The organism is Pandoraea sp. PE-S2R-1 (genome assembly GCF_002179865.1).
Taxonomy (GTDB): domain Bacteria; phylum Pseudomonadota; class Gammaproteobacteria; order Burkholderiales; family Burkholderiaceae; genus Pandoraea.
Genome location: NZ_NGUR01000008.1, coordinates 1 through 26777, shown reverse-complemented (window position 1 = coordinate 26777; position 26777 = coordinate 1). Strand labels below are relative to the sequence as shown.

The following is a 26777-nucleotide window of genomic DNA, read 5'->3' as shown; positions in this document are numbered from 1 at the left end:
CCTCGCCGACGGGGCCATTCGTGGAGACAGACGTATGCCTACGCCCCGCATCGACCTGCGAGCGCTCATCGACGAGCGGCCGTTCGGCCGCTATCAGTTGCTCGTCACCGCGCTGTGTGCGCTGATTGTCTTTCTCGATGGCTTCGACACGCAGGCCATCGGTTATGTCGCCCCCGCCATCGTGCACGCGTTGGGTATCGAACGAGCAGCACTCAGTCCAGTCTTCTCGGCGAGTCTCGTCGGCCTCACGCTCGGCGCACTGATCGGCGGTCCCTTATCTGACCGGCTGGGACGCAGACCTGTGCTGATCGCAGGCATGCTCATCTTCGGCGTCATGTCGCTCGCGACGGCGCTCGCGCAATCGGTCACGGCATTGCTCATCTTGCGGCTCGTGACGGGCATCGGACTGGGCTGCGTGATGCCCAACGCCATCGCCCTTACTGGTGAGTTCGCGCCGGAACGTGTGCGCTCGACGGCGATCATGGTGATGTTTTGCGGCTTCTCGCTGGGTGCCGCGCTGGGCGGGCTCGCGGCCGCCGGGTTGATTCGCGACTTCGGCTGGCAATCGGTGTTTGTCGTGGGCGGCTTGTTGCCGCTGGCCGCCACCGTGCTTGCGTGGCGATGTCTGCCCGAATCGCCTCGCTTTCTGATCGCCCGCGCGAAAGACCCGGCCCGCCTGCGGGCAGTGCTGCGCAAGCTCGCCCCCGATCTTCCGGCCGATGCGCAGATCGACGGCGGCGTGGACGTTCATGCGTCGGGTCATGCAGGCGTGCGTGCGCTATTTGCCGACAAGCGAGTGCGTATCACCCTGCTGCTGTGGCTGATCTTCTTCATGAGCCTGATGGATCTGTACTTCCTGTCGAGTTGGCTGCCGACCGTAATTCACGATGCGGGCATCCCCCTCGATACGGCCGCACTCATCACGTCGATGCTGCAAATCGGCGGCACGCTGGGCACGCTTACGCTGGGACGCGTCTTCGACCGCGTGCCGCCCTTCAAGGCGCTCAGTGCGGTGTATCTGTGTGCGGCGGTGTGCATCGTGCTGGTGGGGCTCGCAGGCACCTCGGTGGCCGTGCTGGCGGCAACGATCTTCGGTGCGGGCTTTTGCGTGGTCGGCGGGCAAATCGGTGCGAATGCGCTGGCCGCGCGCACCTACCCGACGACGATTCGGGGTACGGGGGTCGGCTGGGCACTCGGTATCGGCCGCATCGGCTCCATCGTCGGGCCGATGGCCGGTGGCGTGTTGCTGGCGCTGCAATGGGACCCGCAGCACCTCTTCATGATGGCTGCCGTCCCGGCGCTGATTGCCAGCGTTGCGGCACTGGCGATCAGCGTGGGCGTTCGGCGCCCGGGTGGTGAGGAAGCTCGCCCACCCGGTGCCGCTACAACAGAGACTGCCTGATCAGAAACCGGCGGCGAGGCCGTCGCGACGGCTGTCGCTGGCGGCCACGTAGCCGCGCTCCGGATCGTTGCGATCCAGACGCCAGATGTACTGACCCGAGCCGAAGTCCATATACGGATCGTCGATGGACTTCAGCTTGTGGCCCAGTGCGAGCAGCCCGGCCACCGTCTCACGGTCGAGCGTGGATTCCACGTCGATGGTGAAGTCGCGGTTGACCTTCCAGCGCGGTGCGTCGCACGCCGCCTGCGGCTGCTGGCCGTAGTCGAGCATGCGCACGATCGACTGCAAGTGGCCCTGCGGCTGCATGTCACCGCCCATCACGCCGAAGCTCATCACGGCCTCGTGCTGACCGTTGACCTTTTGCGTGAGGAACGCCGGAATAATCGTGTGGAACGGGCGCTTGCCGCCTTCGACCACGTTGGCCGACTTCGGGTCCATCGAGAAGCCGCAGCCACGGTTTTGCAGCGCGATGCCCAGATCGGGCACGACCACGCCGGACCCGAAGCCCATGTAGTTCGACTGGATGAAGCTGACCATCATGCCGCTCTCGTCAGCGGTCGACATGTAGATCGTGCCGCCGGCCTTGGGCATGCCGAAGTCGAACTGCGTGGCGCGGTCCGGATCGATGAGCTTCGCACGGGCCGTCAGGTACGCGTCGTCGAGCATCTGCTCCGGCGTGACTTCCATCGAGCGCGGGTCGGCCACGTACTTGTACAGATCGGCAAACGCGAGCTTCATCGCCTCGATCTGCAAGTGCTGCGAGTGCACGCGGTCGACAGCAAGACGCGACACGTCGAACTTCTCGAGAATGCCCAGTGCCATCAGCGCGGCAATGCCCTGCCCGTTCGGCGGAATCTCATGCACGGTGTAGCCGCGATAATCCTTCTCGATCGGCTTGACCCAATCGGCGCGGTAGTTGCGCAGATCGTCGGTCGTCATTGCCCCGCCATGCTCGCTCGACCAGCCGACGATGCGCTCGGCGATCTCGCCTTCGTAGTAAGCGCGCGGGCCTTGTTCGGCCAGCATGCGCAGCGTGCGCGCGTGGCCCGGGAAACGCATCATTTCACTCGTGGCCGGTGCACGACCATGCGTCATGAACGTCTGCGCGTAGCCCGGCTGGTCTTTCAGTTCCGGCACGGCGGCGGCCCATTTGCGCGCAACGATGTTGGCAACCGCGTGACCCCGCTCGGCGATCTCGATGGCCGGTGCCATCAGATCGGCGAACGGCAGCTTGCCGAACTTCGCGTGCAGCGCTTCCCAGCCGGCGATCACGCCGGGCACGGTGACGGTGTCTACGCCGCGCGTCGGTTGCTTCGCGATGCCGTGCTGCTCACCGTATTTCTTGCGGAAGTAGTCGACGTTCCACGCCTCGGGTGCCACACCCGAAGCGTTCAGGCCGTGCAGCTCCTTGCCGTCCCAGATGAGCGCGAAGCAGTCGCCGCCCAGACCGTTCGAGACCGGCTCGACGATGGTCATGCAGGCCGCAGCGGCAATGGCGGCGTCGACGGCGTTACCGCCTTGCCACAGGATGCGCAGGCCGGCTTGCGCGGCGAGCGGGTGCGACGTCGACACGATGTTGCGGGCGAACACCGGCAGGCGCGGTGTCGGATAAGGGTTCTGCCAGTTGAATTGCGTCATGACGCTTTCACTTACCTTTGTCTCGAATGGGTGGAGTTGGCTGCCGGGGAGGCCCGCGCTGCAACGTTAAGACGCTCACGTTACGCGCGGGGGACACCCTCGTTACTGTTCGCGCGGATCGAGCGCATCGCGCAAACCGTCTCCCAGCAGGTTGAATCCGAGTACCGTCAAAAAGATGGCGATACCAGGGAAAATCGACATCCAAGGCGCTTGTTCAACGAAGTCCTTGGCCGTATTGAGCATCGAGCCCCACGAGGGCATCGGAGGCAATTGTCCGAGCCCAAGAAACGACAGACTCGCCTCGGCAATGATGGCCGTCGCCACCGTCAGGCTCGCCTGCACGATGATCGGGGGCAGCACGTTGGGCAGGATGTAGCGCACGATGATGCGCGTATCCGACAGGCCGATGGCGCGCGCGCCTTCGACATATTCTTCCGCCTTGACCGTGAGCGCTTGCCCTCGCGCCAACCGCACGAAACGCGGCATGGCGGACACGCCGATAGCGATCATGGCGTTGGTCAGGCTCGCCCCGAGAAACGCCGCCATGGCGATGGCGAGAATCAGGAACGGGATCGAGAGCAGCGCATCGGCCAGCCGCGACACGATGGCATCGACCCAGCGGCCGAAGTAACCGGCCAGCAGCCCCAGCGGCACGCCGATGATCACGGCAATGCCTACCGACACGACACCCGCCGCGAGCGACGCGCGGGCGCCGTAAATCATGCGCGCGAGAATGTCGCGCCCGAGTTCGTCAGTCCCGAACCAATGCAGCGCGCTGGGGGCCTGACGCACCGTCATGAAGCTTGTAGCGATCGGATCGTAGGGGGAAATCAACGGTGCGAGCAGTGCGACAAGCACGGCGAACGCGACGATGATTGCCCCGGCAACCGCCGCACGGTTGCGCGCGAATTTACGCAGCCCGCGATGACGGCGGCGCGGCAGACGCTCGGCGCTCGCTGCTGCCGATGCAGACGCAGCAACAGAGGCGGGCGGCGTGGGCGGCGTGGACGGTGTGGAAGGAGTCGTGGGCAAGGCGGCCATGTTCAGTCGGAAAGAATAAGCCTCAGGCCCGGCGCAGGCGCGGGTTGAGCAACACATACAGCACGTCGGCCACCAGATTCAGCGCGATGAAACTCACCGCCGTCACCAGCACGACGCCCTGCACCACCGCGTAATCGCGGTTGAACACCGCGTCGACCACCAGCTTGCCGAAGCCCGGGATCGTGAAGACCTGTTCGGTCAGCACCGCGCCAGCGAGCAGTTCGCCGAAGAGCAGCGCCAGCACCGTGACGATCGGGATCAGCGCATTGCGAAACGCGTGCTTGAGCACCACGGTGCCACGCAGCAAGCCCTTGGCACGCGCGGTGCGAATGTAGTCAGTGCGCAGCACGCTGAGCATGGCACTGCGCGTATGACGCATCAGTTGCGCACCCAGCGCCGCCCCCAATACGAAGGCCGGCATGATCATTGTCTTGAAGCTCATCCACAGGTCTTCGCCCGGCGGCACGTAGCCCGACGACGGCAGCAACTGCCAGCGCACCGACACCAGAAAGATCAGCAGGATGCCCAGCCAGAAGTTGGGGATCGACATGCCCGACAGCGCCAGCACGTTGGCGCCGTAATCCACTGCCTTGCCGCGATTCGCCGCCGACAGAATGCCCAGCGGAATACCGATACCGATGGCGATGAGCAGACCGAGCGAAGCCAATTGCAGCGTCACCGGCAGCTTCTGCGCGATAAGCGTCGTCACCGGCTCGCCGGTGCGCAGCGAATTGCCGAGGTTGCCATGCAGCACGTCCCCCATCCACAGCGCGTATTGCGTGGGCAGCGGCTTGTCGAGGTGATACTTCTCGCGCAGCGCGGCGATGACCTGCGGGTTCTGGTCCTCGCCAGCCATCGCGAGCACGGGATCGCCGGGCAGCATTTTTTGCAGCCCGAAGATCAGCATCGACACGATGAACAGTGTCGGAATGGCGACGAGCGCGCGATGGAGGACGAGACGCAGCATGGCTTACCTCGCTCCCTCAGCCCTTGAGGCTCACGCCGCGCAGACGGATCAGACCGTCGGGATACGGCACGAAGCCCTGCACCTTCTTCGTGAGCACATACGGCCACGGCTGCACGTACAGATACAGAATCGGGTTGTCGTCGGCGAGGATCTTGTTGGCAGCGTCGTACAGCGGCTTTCGCTCGGCCATGCTGGACTTCACGCGGGCGTCGTTGAGCAGCTTGTCGACGTCGGCATTGCAATACTGGCCGTAGTTCAGGTTGCCCTTGCAGGTCACGAACTGATGCAGGTTGCCGTCCGGGTCCACGCGGCCCGACCAGCCGTTGTAGAGCACGTCGAAGTCGCCACGGTGGGCGGCGTCGAGTGCAGCGGCGTAGTCCATCGGACGCAGCTTCAGGGTAATGCCCGCCTCGGCGAGCATCGCCTGCAACATCTGCGCCATCTGGTTCGACACGGTGTTGTTGCCGAAGCTCAGCGTCACGTCCACCTTCTCGAAGCCTGCCGACTTGAGCAGTGCTTTCGCTTTCGCCACGTCGCGCTTGGTCGATTTGATCGCCGTGTCGTAGTACTGGCCGCTCTTGGGCAGCGCTTGATTGGCAGGGGTGAAGATGCCGCCGCCGATCACCTGATTGATGGCGTCGCGGTCGATGGCCAGATCGAAGGCTTCACGCACGCGTTTGTCGCGCAGGGCCTTGGGCGCGTTGGCCGCCACGTTGAACGTCAGGCCGTAGTAGCCCAGACCGTCGATGGTCAGGAAATTCAGATTGGCGTCGCGCTTGACCGACTTCACGTCGGACGGCGACAGACGCTCGAGCATGTCGAGCGAGCCGGAGCGCACGTTCGCGAGACGCACGGTGGTGTCGGGAATCGGCAGGAACGTGACCTTCTGGATCGGGTATTTGTCTGCATCCCAGAAGCCCGCGAATTTCTCCAGCACGACGCGGTCGTTCTGCACGCGCTGCACGAACTTGTACGGGCCCGAGCACACCGGGCGTGCTTGCACGGCGGCGTCATCCGCCAGTGTCTTGGGGGCCAGCATCATGCCGGCGCGATCGGACAACGTGGCGAGCAGCGCCGAGTCCGGGGCCTTGAGCACGATGTTGACGGTCGAATCGTCCACCACGTCGACGTGATCGATGGACGACAGTTCGCTCTTGCGATTGCTCGCCGGCATGCTGCGCGCGCGATCGAGGTTGGCCTTCACGGCCTTGGCGTTGAACGGCTCGTCGTCGTGGAACTTCGCGCCCTGACGCAGCTTGAACGTCCACGTCTTGCCGTCGGCGCTCACGCTCCACGACGTGGCCAGCATCGGCACGAACTTCAGGTCCGGCGAGATATCGACCAGCGAGCTGCACAGCGAGCGCAACACCATGCGGTCGACGACCTGCGAACTGCGCGCCGGGTCGAGCGAACCGATATCTTCCTGCAAACCAATGCGGATGGCCGACTGGGCCATCGCCGACGCGGCGCCCGTGGTCAGTGCGGCAGCCAGAGCGAAATCGAGCAGAACGTTGCGCATGCGTGAGGTCTCTCGTGAGTGTTTATCGGAATCGTGTGGGTGTTAGCTGGCGACAGCCGCGTCGGCCTGTGCCTGCCGTGCGCGATACAGCGCCAGACGCGCGGTCAGCTTTTCGCTTGGCGGTGTGACGAGTGTGGGGCTCGCGCCCGCATTCTGGATGTCCCGCCAGAAGTGACACGCGACCTGACGGCCGTCGGGTAATACCTCGTCGATCGGGCGTTGCTCGCGGCACACCTCCCGCGCATGCGGACAGCGCGGGTGAAAACGGCAACCGGGCGGCGGTGCGGTCGGGCTCGGCAATTCGCCGCCCAGCGGCGCGCGGCTGCGGCGCACGTGCGGACTGCTCGCCGGAATCGCCTGCAACAGCGCCTGCGTGTACGGATGCAACGGGTTGTCGAACAGCGCATCGGCGCTGGCCAGTTCCACAATCTCGCCCAGATACATCACCGCAACCCGGTCGCTCATGTGACGAATGACGGCCAGATCGTGCGCGACCATGATGAGCGTAAGCCCCAGATCGTGCTTCAGACGTTCGAGCAGATTGATGACCTGCGCCTGTACGGACACGTCGAGCGCAGAGACGGGTTCGTCGCCGATGATCACGCGCGGCTCACCGGCAAGCGCCCGGGCGATGCCGATGCGCTGGCGCTGGCCGCCGGAGAATTCGTGCGGAAAGCGCTGCGCATAGTCCGGTTGCAGACCGACGGTGCGCAGCAGGTCGGCCAACCGGTCGTCGCGGGCGCGGCCATGCGCGAGGCCGTGCAGCGCAATCGGCTCGGCAATCAGGCTGCCCACGGTCATGCTCGGGTTGAGCGAGGCGAACGGGTCTTGAAAGATGATCTGCAATTCGCGCCGCAGACGCCGCATCGCCCCGGCGCCCAGCGTCATGATGTCTTCGCCCTGATAGCGCACTTCCCCGCGCGTGGCATCGAGCAAGCGCAGCAACAGTCGACCAAGCGTGGATTTTCCGCAGCCCGACTCGCCGACGATGGCGAACGTTTCGCCCGCCTGCACCGAGAACGAGACGCCATTCACGGCGTATACCGTAGGTGCGCGCGAAAAACCGACGCGGTGTCCGCCGAAGTGTTTGGTCAGATCGCGAGCTTCGAGCAGCGCTGTCATGCGGCCACCTCTTCCATCGGGGTTGCGGGCGGCGTGAGCGCGTCGACCGGTGCCAGCCAGCACGCGACGCGATGCGTGCCGGACAGGGTGCGCTCGACCGGCGCCTGTTGTGTGCAGCGCGCCTCGGCAAACGGACAGCGCGGCGCAAAGCGGCAACCGGCCGGCATGCGCTCGGGCGACGGCACCGAGCCGCGAATGGTCGCGAGCGTGCCTTCGCGCTTGCCGATGGACGGAATCGCGCCCATCAGGCCAATCGTGTAAGGATGCTGCGGATCGTCGAATATCTCGTCGACGCTGCCGTATTCCACGATGCGCCCCGCGTACATCACGGCGACGTGATCGGCCACTTCTGCCACCACGCCAAGATCGTGCGTGATCAACACCACGGCGGTCCCGGTCTCGCGTTGCAGCGTCTGAATCAGCGTGAGCACCTGCGCCTGAATGGTGACGTCGAGCGCGGTGGTCGGTTCGTCAGCGATGAGCAGGGCAGGACGGTTGGCGAGCGCCATCGCGATCATCACGCGTTGGCGCATGCCCCCGGAGAGTTCGTGCGGATAGTTGTCGAGCCGTGTCTCGGGCGCCGGAATGCGCACCAGTTTCAGCATCGCGAGCGCTTCGGCACGCGCCGCTTTGCGGTCGAGACCGCGATGGCGGCGAATGCCCTCTTCGATCTGATGGCCGATGGTGAACGCCGGGTTCAGCGACGTCATCGGCTCCTGAAAGATCATCGCGAGCCGGTTGCCGCGCATGTCGGCGAACTCGCGCTCCGGCAACGCCAGCAGATCGTGCCCTTCGAACATTGCGCGGCCCGCGACCAGATTGGCCGGCGGGCTCGGCAGCAGGCCCATGAGGGCGAGCGACGTCACGCTCTTGCCGCAGCCCGACTCGCCGACGATGCACAGCGTCTTGCCGGGGTGAACCGCGAACGACACGCCGTCGATCAGATTCGGCGCATCGGCAGCGCGGGAGAACTTCAGTGACAGGCCGGTCACATCGAGCACCGGCGCGGGTTCTGCGGGCAGGGTCATGGGTGCGTTGTTATGGGCGGGCTCGGTCATGAGCGGATTGCATGACACGATTATGTCCCCCACGGATCAATAGAAAATATTAATATTTCTTTTCGATACGTAAATTATTTTTACTTCCCAAATGCTCACACTGCGCATGATGAAAACGTTCCGGCTGGTGGCACAAACCGGCTCGTTTGCCGCCGCTGCCGAACGTGCGGCACTCACGCAGGCGGCCGTGAGTCTGCAAATGCGCGGGCTCGAAGATGCCGTTGGCCAGCGCCTGTTCGACCGTCGCGGGCGGCAGATCACACTCACGCGGCAAGGGCGCGAGCTGTTTCCGCGCATCGAGCAGATTCTGGCGCTCACCGCCGACCTGACGGCCTCGCCCCTCGACGCGATGCAAGGGCCAGTGACCATCGGTGCCGTCGTGTCGGTCATCGGGGCGCTCTCGCTGGTCGTGGCCGAACTGAAGACGGCGCATCCCGGGCTCGATGTTCGGCTCACGTCGGCACGTTCGGATGAGCTGACCGATCTCGTCGAACAGGGCGAAGTCGACATTGCCGCCGTGGTCGCCCGCGCCGACGATGCCCGCCCCGACGGTCTGGTGTGGACGCCGCTCTATACCGAACCGATGGTGATGGTCGTCAATCGGGAGGTCTGGGATGCCACGCCGGACGCCAATCCGCAGTCCGTTCTCGATGAACACGCGTTCCTGCGCTTCGACCGGCGCGTGCGCACGGGGCTGGTGGTGGAGCAGGCGTTGCGCGTAGCGAAACTGACCGTCACGGAATATCTCGAATTGAACTCGATCGAGACCATCGTCGCGCTCGTGCGCAAGAACGTCGGCGTGTCGGTATTGCCGCTGCTGCATCGTGGCGACTGGCAGGCCGACCCGCTGCTGCGCATCGTGCCGATTGCGGCACCGCCGTTGTTGCGCACGGTCGGCATGATTCATCGCGAGCACGACTCGCGCACTCGCGACATCACGGCGGCGATTGTCGGCATGCTGCATGACGTGTGAGGCGTGAGATGTGTGGCGTGGAAATGAAACGGCGCGGTCAACGCCGCGCCGTGGTGAGGAACGCTGAAACAATCAGTCGCGGGTTTCCAGCGCTTTGTTGATGCGCAGCGCCAGCAACGTGCACACCGTACCGGAGAGCAGATAGACGCTCACGGCAACCAGCCCGAATTCGGCTGACAACCCCAGCGCGACGAGCGGTGCGAATGCCGCGCCGAACAGCCACGCAAAGTCGGTGGTAAGCGCCGCCCCCGTGTAACGGAAGCGCTGTTCGAAATTCGACGTCACCGTCCCCGCCGCCTGCCCGTACGACAGGCCGAGCAACCCGAAGCCCACCAGAATGAAGATGTCCTGCCGGGTCGAGCCGCCGCCCATCAGGTAGGGCGCGAAGAGCGCGAAGATGCCGATAAAGATCGCAAAGAGACCGAGCGTGGTACGCCGCCCGAGACGGTCGGCGATGCGCCCCGAAATCACCGTGCAAATAATGGCGATGACGGCACCGCACAGTTGCACGATCAACACACTGTCGAGATCTTGCGTGTTTTGCAGAGAAATCCACGACAACGGGAACACCGTCACCAAGTGAAACAGCGCGTAGCTGGCGAGCGCAGCAAACGCGCCGAGGAAGATGTTGTAGCCCTGCGAGCGCACCATCTCACGCGTGCCGATCGGCTCCAACTGCCCTTCTTCGAGCATCTCGGTGTACTCGTTCGTGACCACCAGACGCAGGCGCGCAAACAGCGCCACCACGTTCACAGCGAAGGCCACATAGAACGGATAACGCCAGCCCCACGTGAGAAAGTCGTCGCTTTCCAGACTCCAGTGCAGAAACAGGAACAAGCCGCCCGCGATGAGAAAACCGATCGGCGCGCCCAACTGCCCCATCATCGAATACCAGCCGCGACGGTGCGGCGGCGCGTTCATCGCGAGTAGCGACGGCAGACCATCCCACGAGCCGCCGAAGCCGATACCCTGCACCAGACGGAAGAACGCGAGCAGCCAGATCGCACGGTCGCCCAGCACCGCATAGCCCGGCAGAAACGCCATGCCGGCCGTCGCTGTGCCGAGTACGAACAGCGCCGCCGTGAGCTTGACGCTACGGCCCCAGCGCCGCTGCACGTTCATGAACAGCGTCGTGCCGAACGGGCGCGAAATAAACGCGAACGAGAAGATCGTGAACGAGTACAGCAGGCCGTGCAGGCCGTCGGCAAACGGGAAGAAAACGTGCGGAAAGACGAGAACGGCAGAAATGCCGAACACGAAGAAATCGAAGTACTCGGAGGCGCGTCCGACGACAACGCCTACCGCGATTTCCTCAGGGGCAATGCGAGACTTGTTGCCGTGATCGTGCGCAGTCGAAGCACTCGGCGAACCGGGTGGGGTCGGCGATTGATGAGCACTGCTTGACATTATCGGACCCCCTTGCGGATCGGGATGACGATGACACTCGTGCCCGAAAAGCATCGCAGGTTACTCGAATCGACGCTATCGGGTTTACCCTAGTATCTTGCATCGGGGTGTGAAGTCCATGATGGGTCCGGTCCACGGCTACGGTTCATCGATCGCAGCATGACTTCCCCCAAGTTCCTTCGCGGGGTACTTTTGCTCCCCGCCGCCGCTTTGCTGTCCGGCTGCAATACCGTTTTGATGTCGCCTGCGGGCGATCTCGCGGTGAGGCAGCGGGACATCATTATCGTTTCCACCATCCTGATGCTGCTGATCATCATTCCGGTGATCGCGCTCACGCTGCTCTTTGCCTGGCGATACCGGGCATCGAACAAAGACGCCGTCTACACGCCCGAATGGGATCACTCGACACTGCTCGAGCTGCTGATCTGGGCGGCGCCCCTGCTCATCATCATCGCGCTCGGCGCCCTCACCTGGGTGAGCACGCACAAGCTCGATCCGTATCGGCCACTGGAACGGATCGACGCCAAACGCGAGATTCCGCCCGACACGCGCCCGTTGACGGTGCAAGTGGTGGCGATGGACTGGAAATGGCTGTTCTTCTATCCCGATCAAGGCATCGCCACCGTCAATGAGCTGGCCGCGCCGGTCGACCGCCCGATCCGCTTCGAAATCACGTCGACGACGATGATGAATTCGTTCTTCGTGCCCGCCCTGGCCGGTCAGGTCTACGCCATGCCGGGCATGGAAACGAAGCTGCACGCTGTCATCAACAAGCCCGGCGTCTACGACGGCTTCTCGGCGAACTACAGCGGCGCGGGCTTCTCCGGCATGCGCTTCAAGTTCCACGGCATGACGGCAGAAGAATTCGACGCGTGGGTGCAACAGGTCAAGGCGAAGGGCCAGAATCTCTCGCGCGACAAGTACGAAGCCCTCACGCAGCCCAGCGAATGGGTGCCGGTGCAGTACTACGGCGACGTCGCACCCAATCTCTACGATGCGATTCTGAACCGCTGTGTCCAGGCCGGGCAGCCTTGCCTGAAGGACATGATGGATCAGCCCAATCACAAGCATGCGGCCAACGAAGCGCGTGACGGCAAAGTCGGCAATGTCGGCACGACGTCGTGGAAGATGCGCGGCGGCAAGACCGATGCGCTGCTCGCCGACGCCATGTGCACCGCCGACAACACTTCCCAGTTTGCAACCCGTCTGAGCGGCGGTCCGCTCGCCGACGCCACGCTACGGCGTGCCCCCGGCGAAGGGCTCACACAGTGAGGCGCCGCGCGCCCAACCCTCGACAATGACGCGCCCCGCGCGCGAATGATCCTATGCTCGAGCACCTGGACATCGTCAAACTGATCTTCGGCCGTCTTACGCTGGAGGCCATCCCCTACCACGAGCCCATTCTTCTCGCGACGTTTGCGGGGGTCGCCTTCGGCGGCATCGTGGTACTGGGTGCGATCACGTACTTCAAACTCTGGGGCTACCTCTGGCGAGAGTGGTTCACGAGCATCGATCACAAGAAGATCGGCATCATGTACGTGATGCTCGGCATCGTCATGCTGCTGCGCGGCTTTGCCGACGCGGCGATGATGCGGCTGCAACAGTCGGTGTCGTTCGGCGACAACATGGGGTATCTGCCGCCGCACCACTACGATCAGATCTTCACCGCGCACGGCGTGATCATGATCTTCTTCGTGGCGATGCCGCTCGTCACCGGTCTGATGAACTTTGTCGTGCCGCTGCAAATCGGCGCGCGCGACGTGGCGTTCCCGTTCCTCAACAACTTCAGCTTCTGGATGACCACGAGCGGTGCCGTGCTCGTGATGATGTCGCTGTTCGTCGGTGAATTCGCCCGCACGGGCTGGCTGGCGTATCCGCCGCTGTCGGGCATTCTGCAAAGCCCCGACGTCGGTGTCGATTACTACATATGGGCGTTGCAGATTGCCGGGATAGGCACGTTGCTATCCGGGATCAACCTGCTGGTGACCATCGTGAAGATGCGCGCGCCGGGCATGTCGATGATGCGCATGCCGGTCTTCACGTGGACCTCGCTGTGCACCAACGTGCTGATCGTGGCTGCGTTCCCGGTGCTGACCGCCGTGCTCGCCCTGCTCGCGCTGGACCGCTACGCCGGCACCAACTTCTTCACGAACGATCTCGGCGGCAACGCCATGATGTACGTGAACCTGATCTGGATCTGGGGCCACCCCGAGGTCTACATTCTCGTGCTGCCGGTGTTCGGCGTGTTCTCCGAGGTGGTGTCCACCTACTCCGGCAAGCGCCTGTTCGGTTACGCGTCGATGGTGTACGCCACGGTCGTGATTACCGTGCTGTCGTATCTCGTGTGGCTGCACCACTTCTTCACGATGGGCTCGGGCGCGAGTGTGAATTCGTTCTTCGGTATCACGACGATGATCATCTCGATACCGACCGGGGCGAAGATGTTCAACTGGCTGTTCACGATGTACCGCGGGCGCATCCGCTTCGAAGTGCCGATGCTCTGGACCCTCGGCTTCATGGTGACGTTCGTGATCGGCGGCATGACCGGTGTGCTGCTGGCCGTGCCGCCCGCCGACTTCTCGCTGCACAACGGCCTGTTCCTGATCGCCCACTTCCACAACGTGATCATCGGTGGCGTGATCTTCGGCATCATGGCCGCCATCACCTACTGGTTCCCGAAAGCGTTCGGCTACAAGCTCGATCCGTTCTGGGGCAAGTGTTCGTTCTGGTTCTGGTTCATCGGCTTCTACGTCGCGTTCATGCCGCTGTATCTGCTCGGCCTCATGGGCGTGACGCGCCGCATGAGCCACTTCGACGATATGTCGTTGCAGATCTGGTTCCAGGTGGCCGCCGTCGGCGCCCTGCTCATCGCGCTGGGGATCGGCTGCTTCCTCATCCAGTTGGTGGTCAGCTACCGCCGCCGGGATGAACTGCGCGACGATACCGGCGACCCATGGAATGGCCGCACGCTGGAATGGTCGACGTCGTCGCCGCCGCCGGTCTACAACTTCGCGTTCACGCCGATCGTTCACGACAACGACGCTTGGTGGCAAATGAAGCAGCACGGCTTCAAGCGGCCGGAGTCCGGCTTCCTGCCGATTCACATGCCGAAGAACACCGGCGCGGGCATCATCCTCGCCGGGCTGGCGACGGTGTGCGGCTTCGGGCTGATCTGGCACATGTGGCTGATTGTGATCGTGTCGTTCATCGCGCTGCTGGCGACGGCGATCGGTCACACGTTCAACTATCACCGCGAGTATTACGTCCCGGCCGATCAGGTCGAACACACGGAGGCAGCGCGCACGCAGCTGCTCGCCCAGCATGTCTGATACGACCGCACCCTTCCCCGTCGGCGGCGCACCCGCCGCAGCGCACACGCCCGCGCCACCGCGCGAAGGCGAACTGCGCTTCATGATGTCGAGCGATTACCATCCGCCCAACGGCACACTGCTCGGCTTCTGGCTCTATCTGATGAGCGACTGCCTCGTGTTCGCCTGCCTGTTCGCGGCGTACGGGGTGCTCGGCCGCAATTACGCGGGCGGCCCCACCGGCGCGGAGTTGTTCGAGCTGCCGCTGGTCGCCGTCAACACCACGTTCCTGCTGCTCTCCTCGATCACGTACGGCTTTGCGATGCTGGAGATGCAGAAGCGCCGCCAAAGCGCGGTGCTGGGCTGGCTGGCGGTCACCGGGGTGCTGGGCGCGGCCTTCCTCTCGCTCGAACTCTACGAATTCGCCAACCTGATTCATGAGGGTGCCGGACCGTGGCGCAGTGCGTTCCTGTCGTCGTTCTTCACGCTGGTGAGCACGCACGGGCTGCACGTCACGTTCGGGATCATCTGGCTCATCACGCTGATGGTGCAGGTCGGCAAGCATGGCCTGACGGCGCCGAACCGGCGCCGCCTGATGTGCCTGTCGATGTTCTGGCACTTTCTGGACGTCGTGTGGATCGGCGTCTTCACGTTTGTCTATCTCATGGGAGTGCTGCCGTGAGTTCGCACGATTCGACGCTGCACGGTGCCGAAGGGCACGATCATGGTGACGACCATGGCCACGAGGACGAAGGGCCGCACAGCACGTTCCGTGGCTATGCGACCGGCTTCATCCTGTCGGTGGTGCTCACCGCGATTCCGTTCTGGTTCGTGATGGGCGGGGTGTTCGAGAAGTCGAGCACCACCGCGATCATGATTCTGTTTTTGGGCGCCATTCAGATCGTGGTGCACATGATCTACTTCCTGCATATGAACGGGAAGTCGGAGGGCGGCTGGAATCTGCTCTCGCTCATCTTCACGATCGTGCTGGTCGTGATCGCGCTCTCGGGTTCGCTCTGGGTGATGTATCACCTGAACCAAAACATGATGCCGGGTATGATGCAGGATACGAAAAACCTCCCTTGAACGGCATTACCCTTGAGCAGCAGTCAACTTCGTGATTCGGGGGACGCCCGCCGGCGTCCCTCCCCCCTCCGGCTGGTCTTTCTCGGCGTCATCACGCTGGTCCTGATCTCCGTGTTCGTATCCCTCGGTACGTGGCAGTTGCATCGCCGCGCGTGGAAGCTCGAATTGATCGAGCGTGTGAATACCCGCGTGCATGCGCCACCCGTCGCCGCGCCCACTCGCGCGCAATGGCCTGCTATCACTGCGGCCGACGACGAATACCGCCACATCTCGCTCACCGGCACCTATGCGTTCGACAAAGACACGCTGGTGCAGGCCGTCACCGATCTCGGGGGCGGCTACTGGGTGCTCACACCGCTGCGCACGGCAGATGGCAGCGAAGTGATCGTCAATCGCGGTTTCGTGCCGCCGGGCTGGAAGGAAGCCGTGCCGCCCGCGCCATCCGGCGACGTGACGGTCACCGGGCTGCTGCGCATGACGGAAGCCGGTGGCGGCTTTTTGCGCAAGAACTCGCCCTCGGAAAACCTCTGGTATTCACGCGATGTCGCGGCCATTGCCGCCGCACGCGGGCTGTCGGACGTGGCACCGTATTTCGTGGATGCCGACGGCCCCGCCGGCGCCGCGCGCGCCGTACCCAATGGCGACGGCGAGGCCACGACGGGCAACATCACCAATACACAAGCGCGCGACTACCCGGTCGGCGGGCTCACCGTGGTGCAGTTCCCCAACAACCACATGAGCTACATGCTCACGTGGTACGCGCTGGCCATCATGTCGGCCGTCGCCGGATGGTTTGTCATCCGGCTGGAATTGCGTACGCGTCGATAACCCTCGCGACATGCTTCGCCACTTCGATGACGCGCGCGTCGTCGAAGGCGGCGTAGCCCAGCACAAGTCCGGGCGCCATGCGCTGTGTCCGGGCAAATTCCCCCAGCCCTTCGACAAACACGCCCTGTGCACGCAGCGCGTCGACCACCTGCGTTTCGGCTATCGGCTGCGGCAGCCACAGCACGAAGTGAAACCCCGCATGCTCGCCCGTGACACGGCACGGCGTGCGCAGATTGGCGCGCAACGTGTCGAGCATCAGATTGCGGCGCCGCAGATAAACGCTGCGTGAAGCGCGCAGATGGCGAGCGAAATCACCGGCGTCGATATAGCGCGCGAGCGCCATCTGTTCGATCAGACTGTTGGCACGGCCCGACGCCGAGCGCAACGCGGCAATACGTGGCAGCAGCGCAGGAGGCGCGAGCAGAAAACCAATGCGCAGCGACGGGAACAGCGACTTGTTGAAGCTGCTGCAATGGATCACGCGTCCCTGCGTGTCGATCGCCTTGAGCGCAGGCAGCGGCGCGCTGCCGTAGCTGAACTCGCTGTCGTAGTCGTCCTCGATGATCCACACGTCGCGCGCCTCGGCCCATGCCAGCATCTGCATGCGCCGGTTGATCGACATGGTCGTACCCAGCGGTGCCTGATGCGCAGGTGTCACGTAGGCGATGCCCGGGCGGCCGACGCGATCCGCCGCTTCCGCGCAAAACCCCTCATCGTCGATGGGAACACCGACGCAACGCTCGGATGGTGCACCGATCAGCGACGCGAGGTTCTTGTAGCCGGGATCTTCGAGGTAATAGGTCGTGTCGGTATCAGCCAGCACGTCGGTCACCAGATCGATGGCGTGGCGAATACCCGTGGTCATCACGATGTGATCGGCGTCGCAGGTGATGCCGCGCGTGACGCGCAAGTACCGGGCGATGCTCTCCCGCAAGGGTCCGTAGCCGCGCGGATCGGTGTCGGCAAGTTCTGCCGAGGTCACCGTGCGCAGCGCGTAATTCATGTGCCGGCGCCACGCGGGCAACGAGAACAGTGCCACGTCGACCGAGCGGCCCGTCTTGAGCGACAGTGACGCCGCCGTCTCGAACAGGGGTAATGGGGATATTGGGGATGGCGAGGCGCCTACGTCGTCGCGCGCTACCGTTGCCACCGGCTCGCTCAAATCGGCGACCACTTCTGTCCCCGCCCCCACGCGGCTCGCCACGTAGCCTTCCAACGTGAGTTGCTCGAACGCCAGCTCGACAATGCCGCGCGACACTCCCCAACGCTCTGCCAGCGTGCGCGTGGACGGCAGCCGGTCGCCGCGTCGTAACTCCCCTGCCACGATGCGCTCGCGCACGCAGCGGTACACCCACGCCTGCCGTGTTTCCTTCTCGCGCCGTTCGGTGAGCGGCAGTTCAAGCGATTCGCTGATGTGACGTCGGCGCATGGGAATGAGAGGCTGCGTGAATTCAAAATGGCCCAATCAAACGACCGGGAAATGGCGCTTCGAATTATACAAGTTAGCCATTATCCTAAACGCCGTGACGCTCGCCTCCCCCCGGCCTTTCACGGCGGCGAGCGCTCCCCACAAGTGTTGAATATCGCGGAGAAATGAGATGGAGTTGGCAGAAAGAGAAGCCGTCGGGGCAAAATTCAGCGCCGCCGCCATGCAGCGCGCCCAAGCCCTCACGTGGGACGCCACGGAAAAAATCTCGGCCCTGATCAAGCCGGGCATGCGCGAGTCGGAGGCTATCGCCGCCAGCAAGGCGTTGCTTGGCGAACTCGGCATGGACCGCATCTGGCACCCGGTGCTGATCCGCTTCGGCAAAAACACGCGGCTGACCTTCAGCGAGCGTAGCGACGACGATCCGGTGCTGGGCGACGACGACATCTACTTCATCGACATCGGCGTGGTGTTCGGCGCGCACGAAGGCGATTGCGGCTTCACGCGCACCACCGGCAGCGACCCGGAAATGCAGCGCTGTGCGGATGACGCCAAGCGCTTGTTCGGGATCGTGAAAGACCACTGGCGCACGCATGGCGTGAGCGGTCAGGCGCTGTACGAGTTCGCCAAAGCGCAAGCCGAGATACTGGGCTGGGTGCTCAACTTCGACATGAAAGGCCATCGCGTGAGCGACTTCCCACACGCGATCTACAAGGCCGGCAAGCTCGCCGATCTGGCCGACACGCCCAGCGGCGGCCTGTGGATTCTCGAAATCCAGATCGCCCATCCGACGCGCCCCTTCGGCGCGTTCTACGAAGACCTGCTGGTCTGAATCCGGTCTGAATCCGGTTTGATTCCGATCGTCGCCACGCCTGCGTTTTTTCGCCGTCAAACCGGCGTGGCGACGATGCAACAGCCCTTTGGCGATTTCACACGCCGGCCCCATCGTTTCGGCGGCCAAACGCCCGCATCCATCTGACCCCATATCGAACTCAACGCTTACCGGCGAAGGGTTTGACGCACTCCGCACATTTGTCCAGTGCCACGCCAATACGCGCAGTGGCCCGTCGTCCGGACTTTTGACGCATCTTTCCCCAATTACGCAATTTGCGTTACCGTCTCGTTTGCCGACGGAACTTTTCCGCACGACGGCAATAAGGCAGCGGAGACATCGCCCCCTCGACGGTGCCAGCCTCAGGCACCCGTCAGTTCGAGCGAGCTGCCCGTCCGTGCGAAACGTCGCGCGCGCAATCCAGCAGTTTCCTTATGTCGCTCAATCGCTCAAGAACAGAAAGACGATGAAAAATCAAACCTTCTCCAAAGCGTTACTGGCCACAGCCCTGAGCTGTGCGCTGTTCAACGTTCACGCGGCGTCGCAGGCGCCGGTGGGTGCCGAGAACGGCATGGTCGTGACCGCGCAGCACATCGCATCGAAGGTCGGCGTCGAAGTGCTCAAGTCCGGCGGCAACGCGATCGATGCCGCAGTGGCCGTGGGCTATGCGCTGGCCGTGGTGTACCCGGCAGCCGGCAACATCGGCGGCGGCGGCTTCATGACGATTCAACTCGCCGACGGCCGCAAGACCTTCCTCGATTTCCGCGAGAAGGCCCCGCTGGCGGCCACCGCGAACATGTACCTCGATAAGGACGGCAACGTCATCAAGGGCGCCTCCACCACCGGCTATCTGGCCGTGGGTGTGCCGGGCACCGTGTCGGGCATGGAATACGCCCGTGAGAAGTACGGCACGAAGACGCGTCAGCAGTTGATCTCGCCGGCCATTACGCTGGCCGACAAGGGCTTCGTGCTCGATCAGGGCGACGTGGACATGCTGTGGACGTCGACCAAGGACTTCGAGAAAGACCGCGCCAACTCGGGCGCCATCTTCATGAACAAGGGTCAGCCGTTCCAGCCGGGCGAGCGTCTGGTGCAAAAGGATCTCGCGCGCACGCTGCGCCTGATCAGCGCCAAGGGCACCGATGGCTTCTACAAGGGTGAAGTCGCGAGCAAGCTGGTGGCCTCGATGAAGGCAGGCGGCGGCATCATCACGCAGGCCGACCTCGATCAGTACAAGACGCGCGAACTGGCCCCGGTGGAATGCGATTACCGCGGCTATCACGTGGTCTCGGCCCCGCCCCCGAGCTCGGGCGGCGTGGTGATCTGCGAGATCATGAACATTCTCGAAGGCTATCCGATGAAAGAACTGGGCTATCACTCGGCCCAGGGCGTGCACTACACCATCGAAGCCATGCGTCATGCCTACGTCGACCGCAACAGCTATCTGGGCGACCCGGACTTCGTGAAGAACCCGCTCGCGCATCTGCTCGACAAGGACTACGCCGCGAAGATTCGTGCCGCGATCAATCCGCAGAAGGCCGGTATCTCGCAAGAGATCAAGCCGGGTGTGCCGCCGCATGAGGGCAGCAACACGACGCACTACTCGATCGTCGACAAGGATGGCAATGCCGTGTCCGTCACCTACACGCTCAATGACTGGTTCGGCGCGAAGGTCATGGCCAACGGCACGGGCGTGCTGCTCAACGACGAGATGGACGACTTCACCTCCAAGGTGGGTGTGCCCAACATGTACGGCCTGATTCAGGGCGAAGCAAACGCCATCGGCCCGGGCCGTCGCCCGCTGTCGTCGATGAGCCCGACCATCGTCACCAAGGACGGCAAGACGGTGATGGTCGTCGGTACGCCGGGCGGCAGCCGCATCATCACGGCCACGCTGCTCACGATGCTCAACATGATCGACTACGGCATGAACCTGCAAGAAGCCGTGGATGCGCCGCGCTTCCACCAGCAGTGGATGCCGGAATCGACCAACATCGAAGCGTTTGCTCTGAGCCCGGATACGCAGAAGATTCTCGAGAGCTGGGGCCAGAAGTTTGCCGGCCCGCAACCTCCGAATCACATCGCTGCGATTCTGGTCGGTGCCCCGTCGCTGGGCGGCAAGCCGATCGGCAAGAACCGCTTCTACGGTGCCAACGATCCGCGCCGCAATACGGGTCTCGCACTCGGGTATTGATGGTTTGATCACCTGAACGCTGCATGACAATGGGGCCGCCTGATTCACTCAGGCGGCCCCATTTTTTTGATGCCGTACTTGATGACGCACACGCGTCGCATGGTGAGTGGCCTATCGCCGATGATCGACACGTCGCGCGAGACGCTCGCCCGCAAATTGCACGAAGGTCACCAGCGCCACGAGAATGATGATCACGTTGAACATCACGCTCGTCTCATAGCGTTCGTAGCCGTAGCGCACTGCCAGATCGCCCAGACCACCCGCCCCGACGGCACCGGCCATGGCCGACGCGCCCACCATCGCGATCACCGTCACCGTCGCACCGCCGAGAATGGCAGGCAACGCTTCGGGCAGCAGCACGTGGCGCACGATGTGCCAACGGCGGCACCCCATCGCACGGGCCGCTTCGATCAGCCCCGGATCGATTTCGCGCAGCCCCACTTGCGTGACGCGCGCAAAGAACGGAATCAGGTGCACGGCCAGCGGCACCACCGCCGCCCATGTGCCCATGGTCGTGCCGACGAGCCAGCGTGTGACCGGCAGCAGCGCGACGAGAAGAATGATGAACGGCACGGCGCGAAACAGATTCACGACCACCGACAGGGCGCGATTGAATCGGGGACGCGGGGCCAGCCCACCCGGTGCGGTGAGCACCAGCACCACGGCAATCAGCATGCCGGCGGCGAAAACGATGGCGCACGCGCTGGTGACCATCAACAAGGTCTCGCCCAACGCGCGCAGATATTTGTCGATCATGATGTGATATTTCGGTTGGCGTTCAGACGGCGCGCTGACGTGTCGCCGCTGCGGCATTGCGGCCCTGCCACGCGTGTTGCAGCGGTCGCAGCAGTGCGCGGGTGGCCTCGGCCAACGGGTTCTCGAACACTTCGTCGACCGGACCCAGTTCGGCAATGCGCCCTTGATCGAGCACCAGCACGCGGTCGCAAGCCTGATGAATCACGCCCATGTCGTGCGTAATCAGCACCACCGTCAGGCCGAACTCGCGCTGTACGTCGCGCAGCAGGGTGAGGATGGCGTCGGTCGTTTCCGGGTCGAGTGCGGACGTCGCTTCGTCGCACAGCAGAATTTCCGGCCGGTGCACGAGCGCCCGAGCAATCCCCACGCGTTGTTTCTGCCCGCCCGAGAGCATCGCGGGGTAGGCGTCCGACTTCCCGGTCAGCCCGACCAGCGACAACAGTTCGTTTACGCGCGGCGCAACCGCGGCTTTCGGCACGCCAGCCACACGCAGCGGCAACGCCACGTTCTCGAATACTGTCTTCGCCGAAAGCAGGTTGAAGTGCTGAAAGATCATGCCCACACGCTGGCGCAAGCTGACGAGGGCATCTTCGTCCAGCGTCGCCACGTCGACACCGTCGACTTTGACGTGCCCTTCGCTCGGGATTTCCAGTGCGTTGATCGTGCGCAGCAGCGTAGATTTCCCCGCCCCGCTGCGGCCGATGATGCCGAAGCTCTCGCCGCGCTGCACGGCAAACGACACGTCGTGCAGTGCGGCACTCGATGCGCCCGGGTACACCTTACCCAGTGCGTCGAAGGTGATGTGGGCTATCTCGCGCGCGGCGGCCGTAGGCAAACGCGTGACGGGGGCGGCGGCAGTCTGTCGTAACGTCATCGCGTATTTTTCCTTGGTTCAGAAGGCCGGGACGACCGAGCCCTGATACTTGGTCTCGATGAACTTGCGCACTTCTTCCGACTGATAAGCCTTGATCAACGGGGCGACCCAAGGCGCGTTCTTGTCCTTCTCGCGCACGGCGATGATGTTCACGTACGGGTTGTTCTCACGCTTTTCCACCGCGATGCCGTCGCGCGTGGCGATCAGGCCAGCTTGATACGCGAAGCTGTTGACGATGGCCGAAGCGTCGACGTCGGGCAACGAGCGCGCGAGCACCACGGAGGCACTTTCGATGAAGTCGAGCTTGCGCGGGTTGGCGGTGACGTCGGCCAGCGTGGCCGTGCCGGTGTACGGGTCGAAGCCGTCGCGCAGCTTGATCAGGCCGTGGTCACGCAGGATGACGAGCGCGCGCGTCTGGTTGCTCGGGTCGTTCGGCAGGCCGATCTTGGCGCCGACCGGCAGCGATTCGAGCGACTTGTACTTCTTCGAATAGAAGGCGATGGGCGAGATCAGCGTGTCGCCCACGGCCACGATCTTGTAGCCGCGCTGCTTGACCTGATCGCGCAGGAACGGGATGTGCTGGAACGAGTTCGCGTCAAGGTCGCCGCTGTTGAGCGCCTCGTTGGGGCTGGCCGTGCCGGTGACGACAACCGTCTCGACGTTCAGGCCGCGCGACTTCGCCACCTTCGTGACCACTTCCCAAATCTCTTCGTCAACGCCACCGCGTACGCCGACTTTGAGCGGTTTGTCGGCGGCCATCGCGCTCGTCACGCCGAGGGTGCCCATCGTGCCGATGGATAGCGCCAGTGAGAGACTGCCGAGCAAGCGAATGAGTTGGCGGCGTTGCATTGTGATTTCCCCTGACGTGATTGCGTTGTGATCGCGTTGTGATTGCGTTGTACTGGTGTGCCCGATTCAGGCGAAGAGACAGTCTAGGAAGTGGGTGCGGGGAGCGTCCAATAACCAATTTCGGAAAGCTAATTCATCCGGGCACGCGGAGCTTTCGTGCGCGGATTGGCAATCACTTGTAACTTTTTGTAATACGCCACGAGAAAGAGCAGGAACTCCAGCGCCTCGTATCGTCCAACAGGGATTCCCCAAGTGTTGCACCCGCCTCTCGTGGGCGGCTCTCGTGCGCCGTTCTGCGCTGCACGAGGTGACCGCTTTTGTGTGCGACTGCCATCCGCCCCCTCTTTTTCTGGAACCGCCCGAAGATGTCTGCTCTGTGGGACCCAACGTTGCCCCTGCTGTTCAGCCCCACTCTGCCGCGCCTGTATCGCGTGTCGCCGCGTGTGGTGGCGCTCGCTCGCCTGATGCTGTTCGGTATCGTCCTGCTCATTGCGGGGCTGCCTGTCAGCGACGCGCTCGGCGCGACCGCGCATCAGACCAGCGCAGGAAAACGTCGGCAGGATGTGACGAAGAAGAAAAAGGCGGCGGCGAAGGTGGCAGCGAAGAAGCCCGTCAGGAAGTCGGCGGCGAGCGCGCGTACCAAAGCGTCACGCAAGGCAACACCGCCGCCGCGTGCTGCGAAGGCCGCCAAGCGTGGAGCGCCCGCTGCAAAACGACGCACGGCAGCGGCATTACCGGTGACAGCGGCGGCCACGGCATCTGCACAGGCGTCGTCTGGCAAGCAGATCAGCACCGATGCGCAACCTCGTCTGCTGGCGCGCTGTGGCTTTACACCGGCCTCGCGAAAACGGCTGTTCTCACGGGCGGTCTATATCGTCGATGAGAAAACACATACGCCGCTTTTCGCTCAGAATGCCGATCGTGTGATGCCCATCGCTTCGGTTTCCAAACTGATGACGGCCGTCGTCTGGCTCGACAATCAACCGTCGATGCGCCAGCCGCTCACCGTCACGCGAGATGACCTCGATACGCTGAAATTCACGCATTCACGGCTGGCCGTGGGCTCGACGCTGACGCGTCGCGACATGCTGCATATCTCGCTGATGGCGTCGGAAAACCGCGCGGCGGCGGCGATGAGCCGCGATTATCCGGGCGGTCGCCCCGCGTTTATTGCGGCGATGAATGCTAAGGCGAAGACGCTCAACATGCCCAATACGCGTTTCGAGAATTCGACAGGGCTCTCACCGCGCAACGTGTCTACCGCGCGTGAATTGGCAAGACTGGTGCGTGCCTCGAACGGCTATCCGCTCATTCGCCAGTATTCGATCGATCATCAGCAACTCGTGCGCACGGGCAAGGGGCAGTTGCAGTACGTGAATACCAATCGGCTGGTGCGCTACGGCAAGGTGCATGCGAGCGTGCAGAAAACCGGCTTCATCAATGAATCCGGTCACAACATGGTGATGCGCGTGATGGTGCACAAGCGCCGCCCCGTCATCGTCACGATGCTGGGCAGCGACACGCCGGAAGGCTCACGTCTGGACGGCGTGCGCATCGCGCATTGGTTGTCGTGCTCGTTGCAGTGAATGAACAGCGTGTGGTTGCGGTCAATCTGTCGACAGGTCGACAGGTCGATAAGTCGATCAACTGATCCGCTCGAACAGCGGTGAGGCGTGGCTCGCGGCGGCAAGCTCGGATGCCGCCGCCATCAACGCAGGACCGAGCCGCGCCATACGCGCCTCGTCGAGCCGAATCAGCGGGCCGGCAATACTGATGACGCCCAACGCCGGATAGCCCCGGCGCATAATCGGGGCCGCCATCGCGGTCATCCCGGGTGCGAACACTTCGTTGATGGTGGCGTAGCCGCGCTGCCGGGCGGCGTCGAGAAACGTGAGCAGTCCCTGCACGGTCGTCGGCGCATTGGGGCCATAGTCCTTCGGCTGCCCGAATCCCTGACGGCTCACCAACGCCATCGCGCGCTCGTCGCTCATCGTCATCATCCACGCGTGACCCGTGGCCGAGCACGACAGCACGGTGTCCATCCCCATATCCGGGTCGTACTTCAGCCCCTTCATCGCGCCCTGCGCTTTCGCGACCCACGTGAGGCGATCGCCATCGACGATGGCCAGACGCACCAACTCACCCGACGTTTCCGCCAATCGATCGAGAATCGCCTGCGCCATGTCGATGATCCCCGACGTGCTCAGGAAACTCAGACCCAGCCCCACCAGCTTGGTCGTCAGCACATAGTCGCCATGCTCGCGCAACTGGCGCACATAACCGAACCCCTTCAGGTCGGTGAGCAACCGGTGGCAGGCACTACGCGGGATGTCGAGTTCATCGGCGATGAACGCCAGCGGCGTGCCGCCGACTTGCTGCGCCAGCAGTTCCAGAATCGCGAGGGTGCGCTCCATCACGCCGTTCATACCGTCTCCGTTGTTTGATCACTGTTCGATTTTTCCGCATTGTGACATGTGATTCCAGTCCGGAACAGTGTTCCGACAGGCTCATTACCATCTCGCTTGCCAGCCCGGGACACGCCCGGGCGGCCCCCGTCTTCGACTCACAGTGCTGGCAGATGCCGATTTTCCCGGCGCTCCGCAACTGCGACGATGGGGCATGACGACAGATCAAATAGTCAGGAGACAGGCATGACACACGTAGCGACCTCTGCGTCGGACGCGTCGATGCAGACACGGGCGGTCACCGCCGCCACCATCGGCACCGCGCTCGAATGGTTCGACTTCACTTTGTACGGTGCGTTGGCGGCGACCTTGCTGCCGAAGCTGTTCTTTCCCGCGATGGAGCCGACATCGGCCCTGCTCGCTTCGCTGGCGACGTTCGGCGTTGGGTTGGCGGCACGCCCGTTGGGCGCAGTGATTTGCGGCTCGCTCGGCGACAAGTTTGGGCGGCGCAATCTGATGCTCGCCACGGTATCGGTCATGGGCGTGGCGTCGGTGCTCATGGGCTTGCTGCCCACGTACGCGCAGATCGGTGTGTGGGCGCCGATTCTGCTGGTGGTGCTGCGCATCGTGCAGGGCTTCGCGCTGGGTGGCGAGTCGACGGGCGGCCAACTCATGGCCATCGAACACGCGAGTCCCGACCGGCGCGGCCGATATTCCGGGTTGCTGGGTATCTGCTCCCCTGTCAGTCAGATTCTCGCCAACGCGGCGCTATTCGGGCTATCGGCGTCGCTGTCGACCGAGGCGTTCGAGTCTTGGGGATGGCGTGTGCCGTTCGTGATGAGTGTGCTGCTCGTGATCGTGGGCGTGTATATCCGGCTGAAGGTGCATGAGACACCGGCGTTTGCCGCGATGAAACAAGCAACGCAGGTCGTGAAGGTGAGCAATCCGCTGCGCGACGCGGTGCGCCTGCATTACAAGCCGCTGATTCGCTGGACGCTGTTCTTTTGCGGCCCTGCGGCGATCTTCTATCTGATCGTGGTGTTCTCGCTGAGCTACATCACCAAGACGCTTGGCGTGCCGAAGCAGACGGCA

At 63.6% G+C, this 26777-nt stretch carries 22 protein-coding genes and 1 pseudogene; 11 read left to right on the top strand and 12 right to left on the bottom strand.

What is annotated here, in order from left to right:
- The first annotated feature begins 34 nt into the window (after positions 1-34).
- Positions 35-1402 carry an MFS transporter gene (locus CDV44_RS06730; protein ID WP_087687313.1) on the top strand — a complete coding sequence of 456 codons (1368 nt, stop codon included), beginning with the start codon at positions 35-37 and terminating at the stop codon, positions 1400-1402.
- Here CDV44_RS06730 and CDV44_RS06725 read toward each other — a convergent pair whose 3' ends face one another.
- From CDV44_RS06725 to CDV44_RS06700, 6 genes are all read right to left on the bottom strand, one after another.
- Positions 1403-3040: a gamma-glutamyltransferase family protein gene (locus CDV44_RS06725; protein ID WP_087687312.1), complete on the bottom strand. Its 1638-nt coding sequence runs from the start codon at positions 3038-3040 to the stop codon at positions 1403-1405. It abuts the gene before it with no gap.
- A gap of 102 nt (positions 3041-3142) precedes the next feature.
- Positions 3143-4081, bottom strand: coding sequence for an ABC transporter permease (locus CDV44_RS06720; RefSeq protein ID WP_087687310.1), 939 nt, complete (start codon positions 4079-4081; stop codon positions 3143-3145).
- Between the two features lie 22 nt (positions 4082-4103).
- Complete coding sequence (locus CDV44_RS06715; RefSeq protein WP_058375632.1) at positions 4104-5048, bottom strand: ABC transporter permease; 945 nt, start codon at positions 5046-5048, stop codon at positions 4104-4106.
- A 16-nt stretch (positions 5049-5064) separates the two neighbouring features.
- Positions 5065-6567 carry an ABC transporter substrate-binding protein gene (locus tag CDV44_RS06710; RefSeq protein ID WP_087687307.1) on the bottom strand — a complete coding sequence of 501 codons (1503 nt, stop codon included), beginning with the start codon at positions 6565-6567 and terminating at the stop codon, positions 5065-5067.
- 42 nt (positions 6568-6609) lie between these two features.
- Positions 6610-7689, bottom strand: coding sequence for an ABC transporter ATP-binding protein (locus CDV44_RS06705; protein ID WP_087687306.1), 1080 nt, complete (start codon positions 7687-7689; stop codon positions 6610-6612).
- Positions 7686-8747: an ABC transporter ATP-binding protein gene (locus CDV44_RS06700; RefSeq protein WP_371328736.1), complete on the bottom strand. Its 1062-nt coding sequence runs from the start codon at positions 8745-8747 to the stop codon at positions 7686-7688. The genes CDV44_RS06705 and CDV44_RS06700 overlap by 4 nt, the downstream gene beginning before the upstream one ends.
- 91 nt (positions 8748-8838) lie before the next feature.
- On the opposite strand from CDV44_RS06700, the gene CDV44_RS06695 reads away from it, so the two are divergent.
- Positions 8839-9720 (top strand): LysR substrate-binding domain-containing protein, encoded by an 882-nt coding sequence (locus CDV44_RS06695; protein ID WP_087687304.1) that lies wholly within the window; start codon positions 8839-8841, stop codon positions 9718-9720.
- A gap of 72 nt (positions 9721-9792) precedes the next feature.
- On the opposite strand, the gene CDV44_RS06690 is transcribed toward CDV44_RS06695, so the two are convergent.
- Complete coding sequence (locus CDV44_RS06690; RefSeq protein ID WP_087687303.1) at positions 9793-11127, bottom strand: MFS transporter; 1335 nt, start codon at positions 11125-11127, stop codon at positions 9793-9795.
- Between the two features lie 159 nt (positions 11128-11286).
- Here CDV44_RS06690 and cyoA point away from each other — a divergent pair, with 159 nt between their 5' ends.
- The 5 genes from cyoA to CDV44_RS06665 are packed head-to-tail and all read left to right on the top strand — an operon-like array spanning position 11287 to position 16349.
- Positions 11287-12399, top strand: a complete 1113-nt coding sequence (cyoA, locus tag CDV44_RS06685) for a ubiquinol oxidase subunit II (protein ID WP_087687301.1) — start codon at positions 11287-11289, stop codon at positions 12397-12399.
- 53 nt (positions 12400-12452) lie between these two features.
- Positions 12453-14456: a cytochrome o ubiquinol oxidase subunit I gene (gene cyoB, locus CDV44_RS06680; protein ID WP_058375638.1), complete on the top strand. Its 2004-nt coding sequence runs from the start codon at positions 12453-12455 to the stop codon at positions 14454-14456.
- Positions 14449-15117: a cytochrome o ubiquinol oxidase subunit III gene (gene cyoC / locus CDV44_RS06675; protein WP_058375639.1), complete on the top strand. Its 669-nt coding sequence runs from the start codon at positions 14449-14451 to the stop codon at positions 15115-15117. Before cyoB ends, cyoC begins: the two co-directional genes overlap by 8 nt.
- The gene (gene cyoD / locus CDV44_RS06670) at positions 15114-15521 is read left to right on the top strand and encodes a cytochrome o ubiquinol oxidase subunit IV (RefSeq protein ID WP_058375640.1); all 408 of its coding nucleotides are present in this window, start codon (positions 15114-15116) and stop codon (positions 15519-15521) included. Before cyoC ends, cyoD begins: the two co-directional genes overlap by 4 nt.
- 12 nt (positions 15522-15533) lie before the next feature.
- Positions 15534-16349, top strand: coding sequence for an SURF1 family protein (locus tag CDV44_RS06665; protein WP_305790814.1), 816 nt, complete (start codon positions 15534-15536; stop codon positions 16347-16349).
- On the opposite strand, the gene CDV44_RS06660 is transcribed toward CDV44_RS06665, so the two are convergent.
- A complete protein-coding gene (locus CDV44_RS06660) occupies positions 16318-17778 on the bottom strand; it encodes a PLP-dependent aminotransferase family protein (RefSeq protein ID WP_087687299.1) in 1461 nt (486 codons plus the stop codon). The two genes, CDV44_RS06665 and CDV44_RS06660, sit on opposite strands and share 32 nt — an antisense overlap.
- Positions 17779-17947: 169 nt before the next feature.
- On the opposite strand from CDV44_RS06660, the gene CDV44_RS06655 reads away from it, so the two are divergent.
- Together CDV44_RS06655 and ggt are read left to right on the top strand one after the other, a co-directional pair.
- Positions 17948-18607, top strand: coding sequence for a M24 family metallopeptidase (locus CDV44_RS06655; RefSeq protein ID WP_087687297.1), 660 nt, complete (start codon positions 17948-17950; stop codon positions 18605-18607).
- 571 nt (positions 18608-19178) lie between these two features.
- Complete coding sequence (ggt, locus tag CDV44_RS06650) at positions 19179-20801, top strand: gamma-glutamyltransferase (protein WP_371328738.1); 1623 nt, start codon at positions 19179-19181, stop codon at positions 20799-20801.
- A gap of 111 nt (positions 20802-20912) precedes the next feature.
- On the opposite strand, the gene CDV44_RS06645 is transcribed toward ggt, so the two are convergent.
- The 3 genes and pseudogenes from CDV44_RS06645 to CDV44_RS06635 form a co-directional block, all read right to left on the bottom strand.
- Positions 20913-21557 (bottom strand): methionine ABC transporter permease, encoded by a 645-nt coding sequence (locus CDV44_RS06645; protein ID WP_058379821.1) that lies wholly within the window; start codon positions 21555-21557, stop codon positions 20913-20915.
- A 73-nt stretch (positions 21558-21630) separates the two neighbouring features.
- Positions 21631-22431: pseudogene (locus tag CDV44_RS06640) on the bottom strand (methionine ABC transporter ATP-binding protein); the annotation flags it as partial.
- An 18-nt stretch (positions 22432-22449) separates the two neighbouring features.
- Positions 22450-23280: a MetQ/NlpA family ABC transporter substrate-binding protein gene (locus tag CDV44_RS06635; RefSeq protein WP_087687294.1), complete on the bottom strand. Its 831-nt coding sequence runs from the start codon at positions 23278-23280 to the stop codon at positions 22450-22452.
- A 365-nt stretch (positions 23281-23645) separates the two neighbouring features.
- Between CDV44_RS06635 and CDV44_RS06630 the strand changes: the two genes are divergently transcribed.
- On the top strand, positions 23646-24866 hold the full coding sequence (locus CDV44_RS06630; protein WP_249277429.1) for a serine hydrolase: 1221 nt from the start codon (positions 23646-23648) through the stop codon (positions 24864-24866).
- Between the two features lie 57 nt (positions 24867-24923).
- On the opposite strand, the gene CDV44_RS06625 is transcribed toward CDV44_RS06630, so the two are convergent.
- Positions 24924-25706, bottom strand: coding sequence for an IclR family transcriptional regulator (locus CDV44_RS06625; protein ID WP_087687292.1), 783 nt, complete (start codon positions 25704-25706; stop codon positions 24924-24926).
- 225 nt (positions 25707-25931) lie between these two features.
- Between CDV44_RS06625 and CDV44_RS06620 the strand changes: the two genes are divergently transcribed.
- Positions 25932-26777: MFS transporter (locus CDV44_RS06620; protein WP_141118686.1), on the top strand; the 846-nt coding region annotated here is incomplete at its 3' end.

Bases quoted from the DNA above. Each gene is read 5' to 3' on its own strand.
- CDV44_RS06720 (WP_087687310.1), bottom strand. From the start codon at position 4,081: ATGGCCGCCTTGCCCACGACTCCTTCCACACCGTCCACGCCGCCCACG.
- ggt (WP_371328738.1), top strand. From the start codon at position 19,179: ATGGTCGTGACCGCGCAGCACATCGCATCGAAGGTCGGCGTCGAAGTG.
- CDV44_RS06730 (WP_087687313.1), top strand. From the start codon at position 35: ATGCCTACGCCCCGCATCGACCTGCGAGCGCTCATCGACGAGCGGCCG.
- cyoB (WP_058375638.1), top strand. From the start codon at position 12,453: ATGCTCGAGCACCTGGACATCGTCAAACTGATCTTCGGCCGTCTTACG.
- CDV44_RS06705 (WP_087687306.1), bottom strand. From the start codon at position 7,689: ATGACAGCGCTGCTCGAAGCTCGCGATCTGACCAAACACTTCGGCGGA.
- CDV44_RS06700 (WP_371328736.1), bottom strand. From the start codon at position 8,747: ATGACCGAGCCCGCCCATAACAACGCACCCATGACCCTGCCCGCAGAA.
- CDV44_RS06635 (WP_087687294.1), bottom strand. From the start codon at position 23,280: ATGCAACGCCGCCAACTCATTCGCTTGCTCGGCAGTCTCTCACTGGCG.
- CDV44_RS06645 (WP_058379821.1), bottom strand. From the start codon at position 21,557: ATGATCGACAAATATCTGCGCGCGTTGGGCGAGACCTTGTTGATGGTC.
- cyoC (WP_058375639.1), top strand. From the start codon at position 14,449: ATGTCTGATACGACCGCACCCTTCCCCGTCGGCGGCGCACCCGCCGCA.
- CDV44_RS06660 (WP_087687299.1), bottom strand. From the start codon at position 17,778: ATGCGCCGACGTCACATCAGCGAATCGCTTGAACTGCCGCTCACCGAA.
- CDV44_RS06630 (WP_249277429.1), top strand. From the start codon at position 23,646: ATGTCTGCTCTGTGGGACCCAACGTTGCCCCTGCTGTTCAGCCCCACT.
- cyoA (WP_087687301.1), top strand. From the start codon at position 11,287: ATGACTTCCCCCAAGTTCCTTCGCGGGGTACTTTTGCTCCCCGCCGCC.
- CDV44_RS06710 (WP_087687307.1), bottom strand. From the start codon at position 6,567: ATGCGCAACGTTCTGCTCGATTTCGCTCTGGCTGCCGCACTGACCACG.
- CDV44_RS06625 (WP_087687292.1), bottom strand. From the start codon at position 25,706: ATGAACGGCGTGATGGAGCGCACCCTCGCGATTCTGGAACTGCTGGCG.
- CDV44_RS06690 (WP_087687303.1), bottom strand. From the start codon at position 11,127: ATGTCAAGCAGTGCTCATCAATCGCCGACCCCACCCGGTTCGCCGAGT.
- CDV44_RS06715 (WP_058375632.1), bottom strand. From the start codon at position 5,048: ATGCTGCGTCTCGTCCTCCATCGCGCGCTCGTCGCCATTCCGACACTG.
- CDV44_RS06695 (WP_087687304.1), top strand. From the start codon at position 8,839: ATGCTCACACTGCGCATGATGAAAACGTTCCGGCTGGTGGCACAAACC.
- CDV44_RS06655 (WP_087687297.1), top strand. From the start codon at position 17,948: ATGGAGTTGGCAGAAAGAGAAGCCGTCGGGGCAAAATTCAGCGCCGCC.
- CDV44_RS06725 (WP_087687312.1), bottom strand. From the start codon at position 3,040: ATGACGCAATTCAACTGGCAGAACCCTTATCCGACACCGCGCCTGCCG.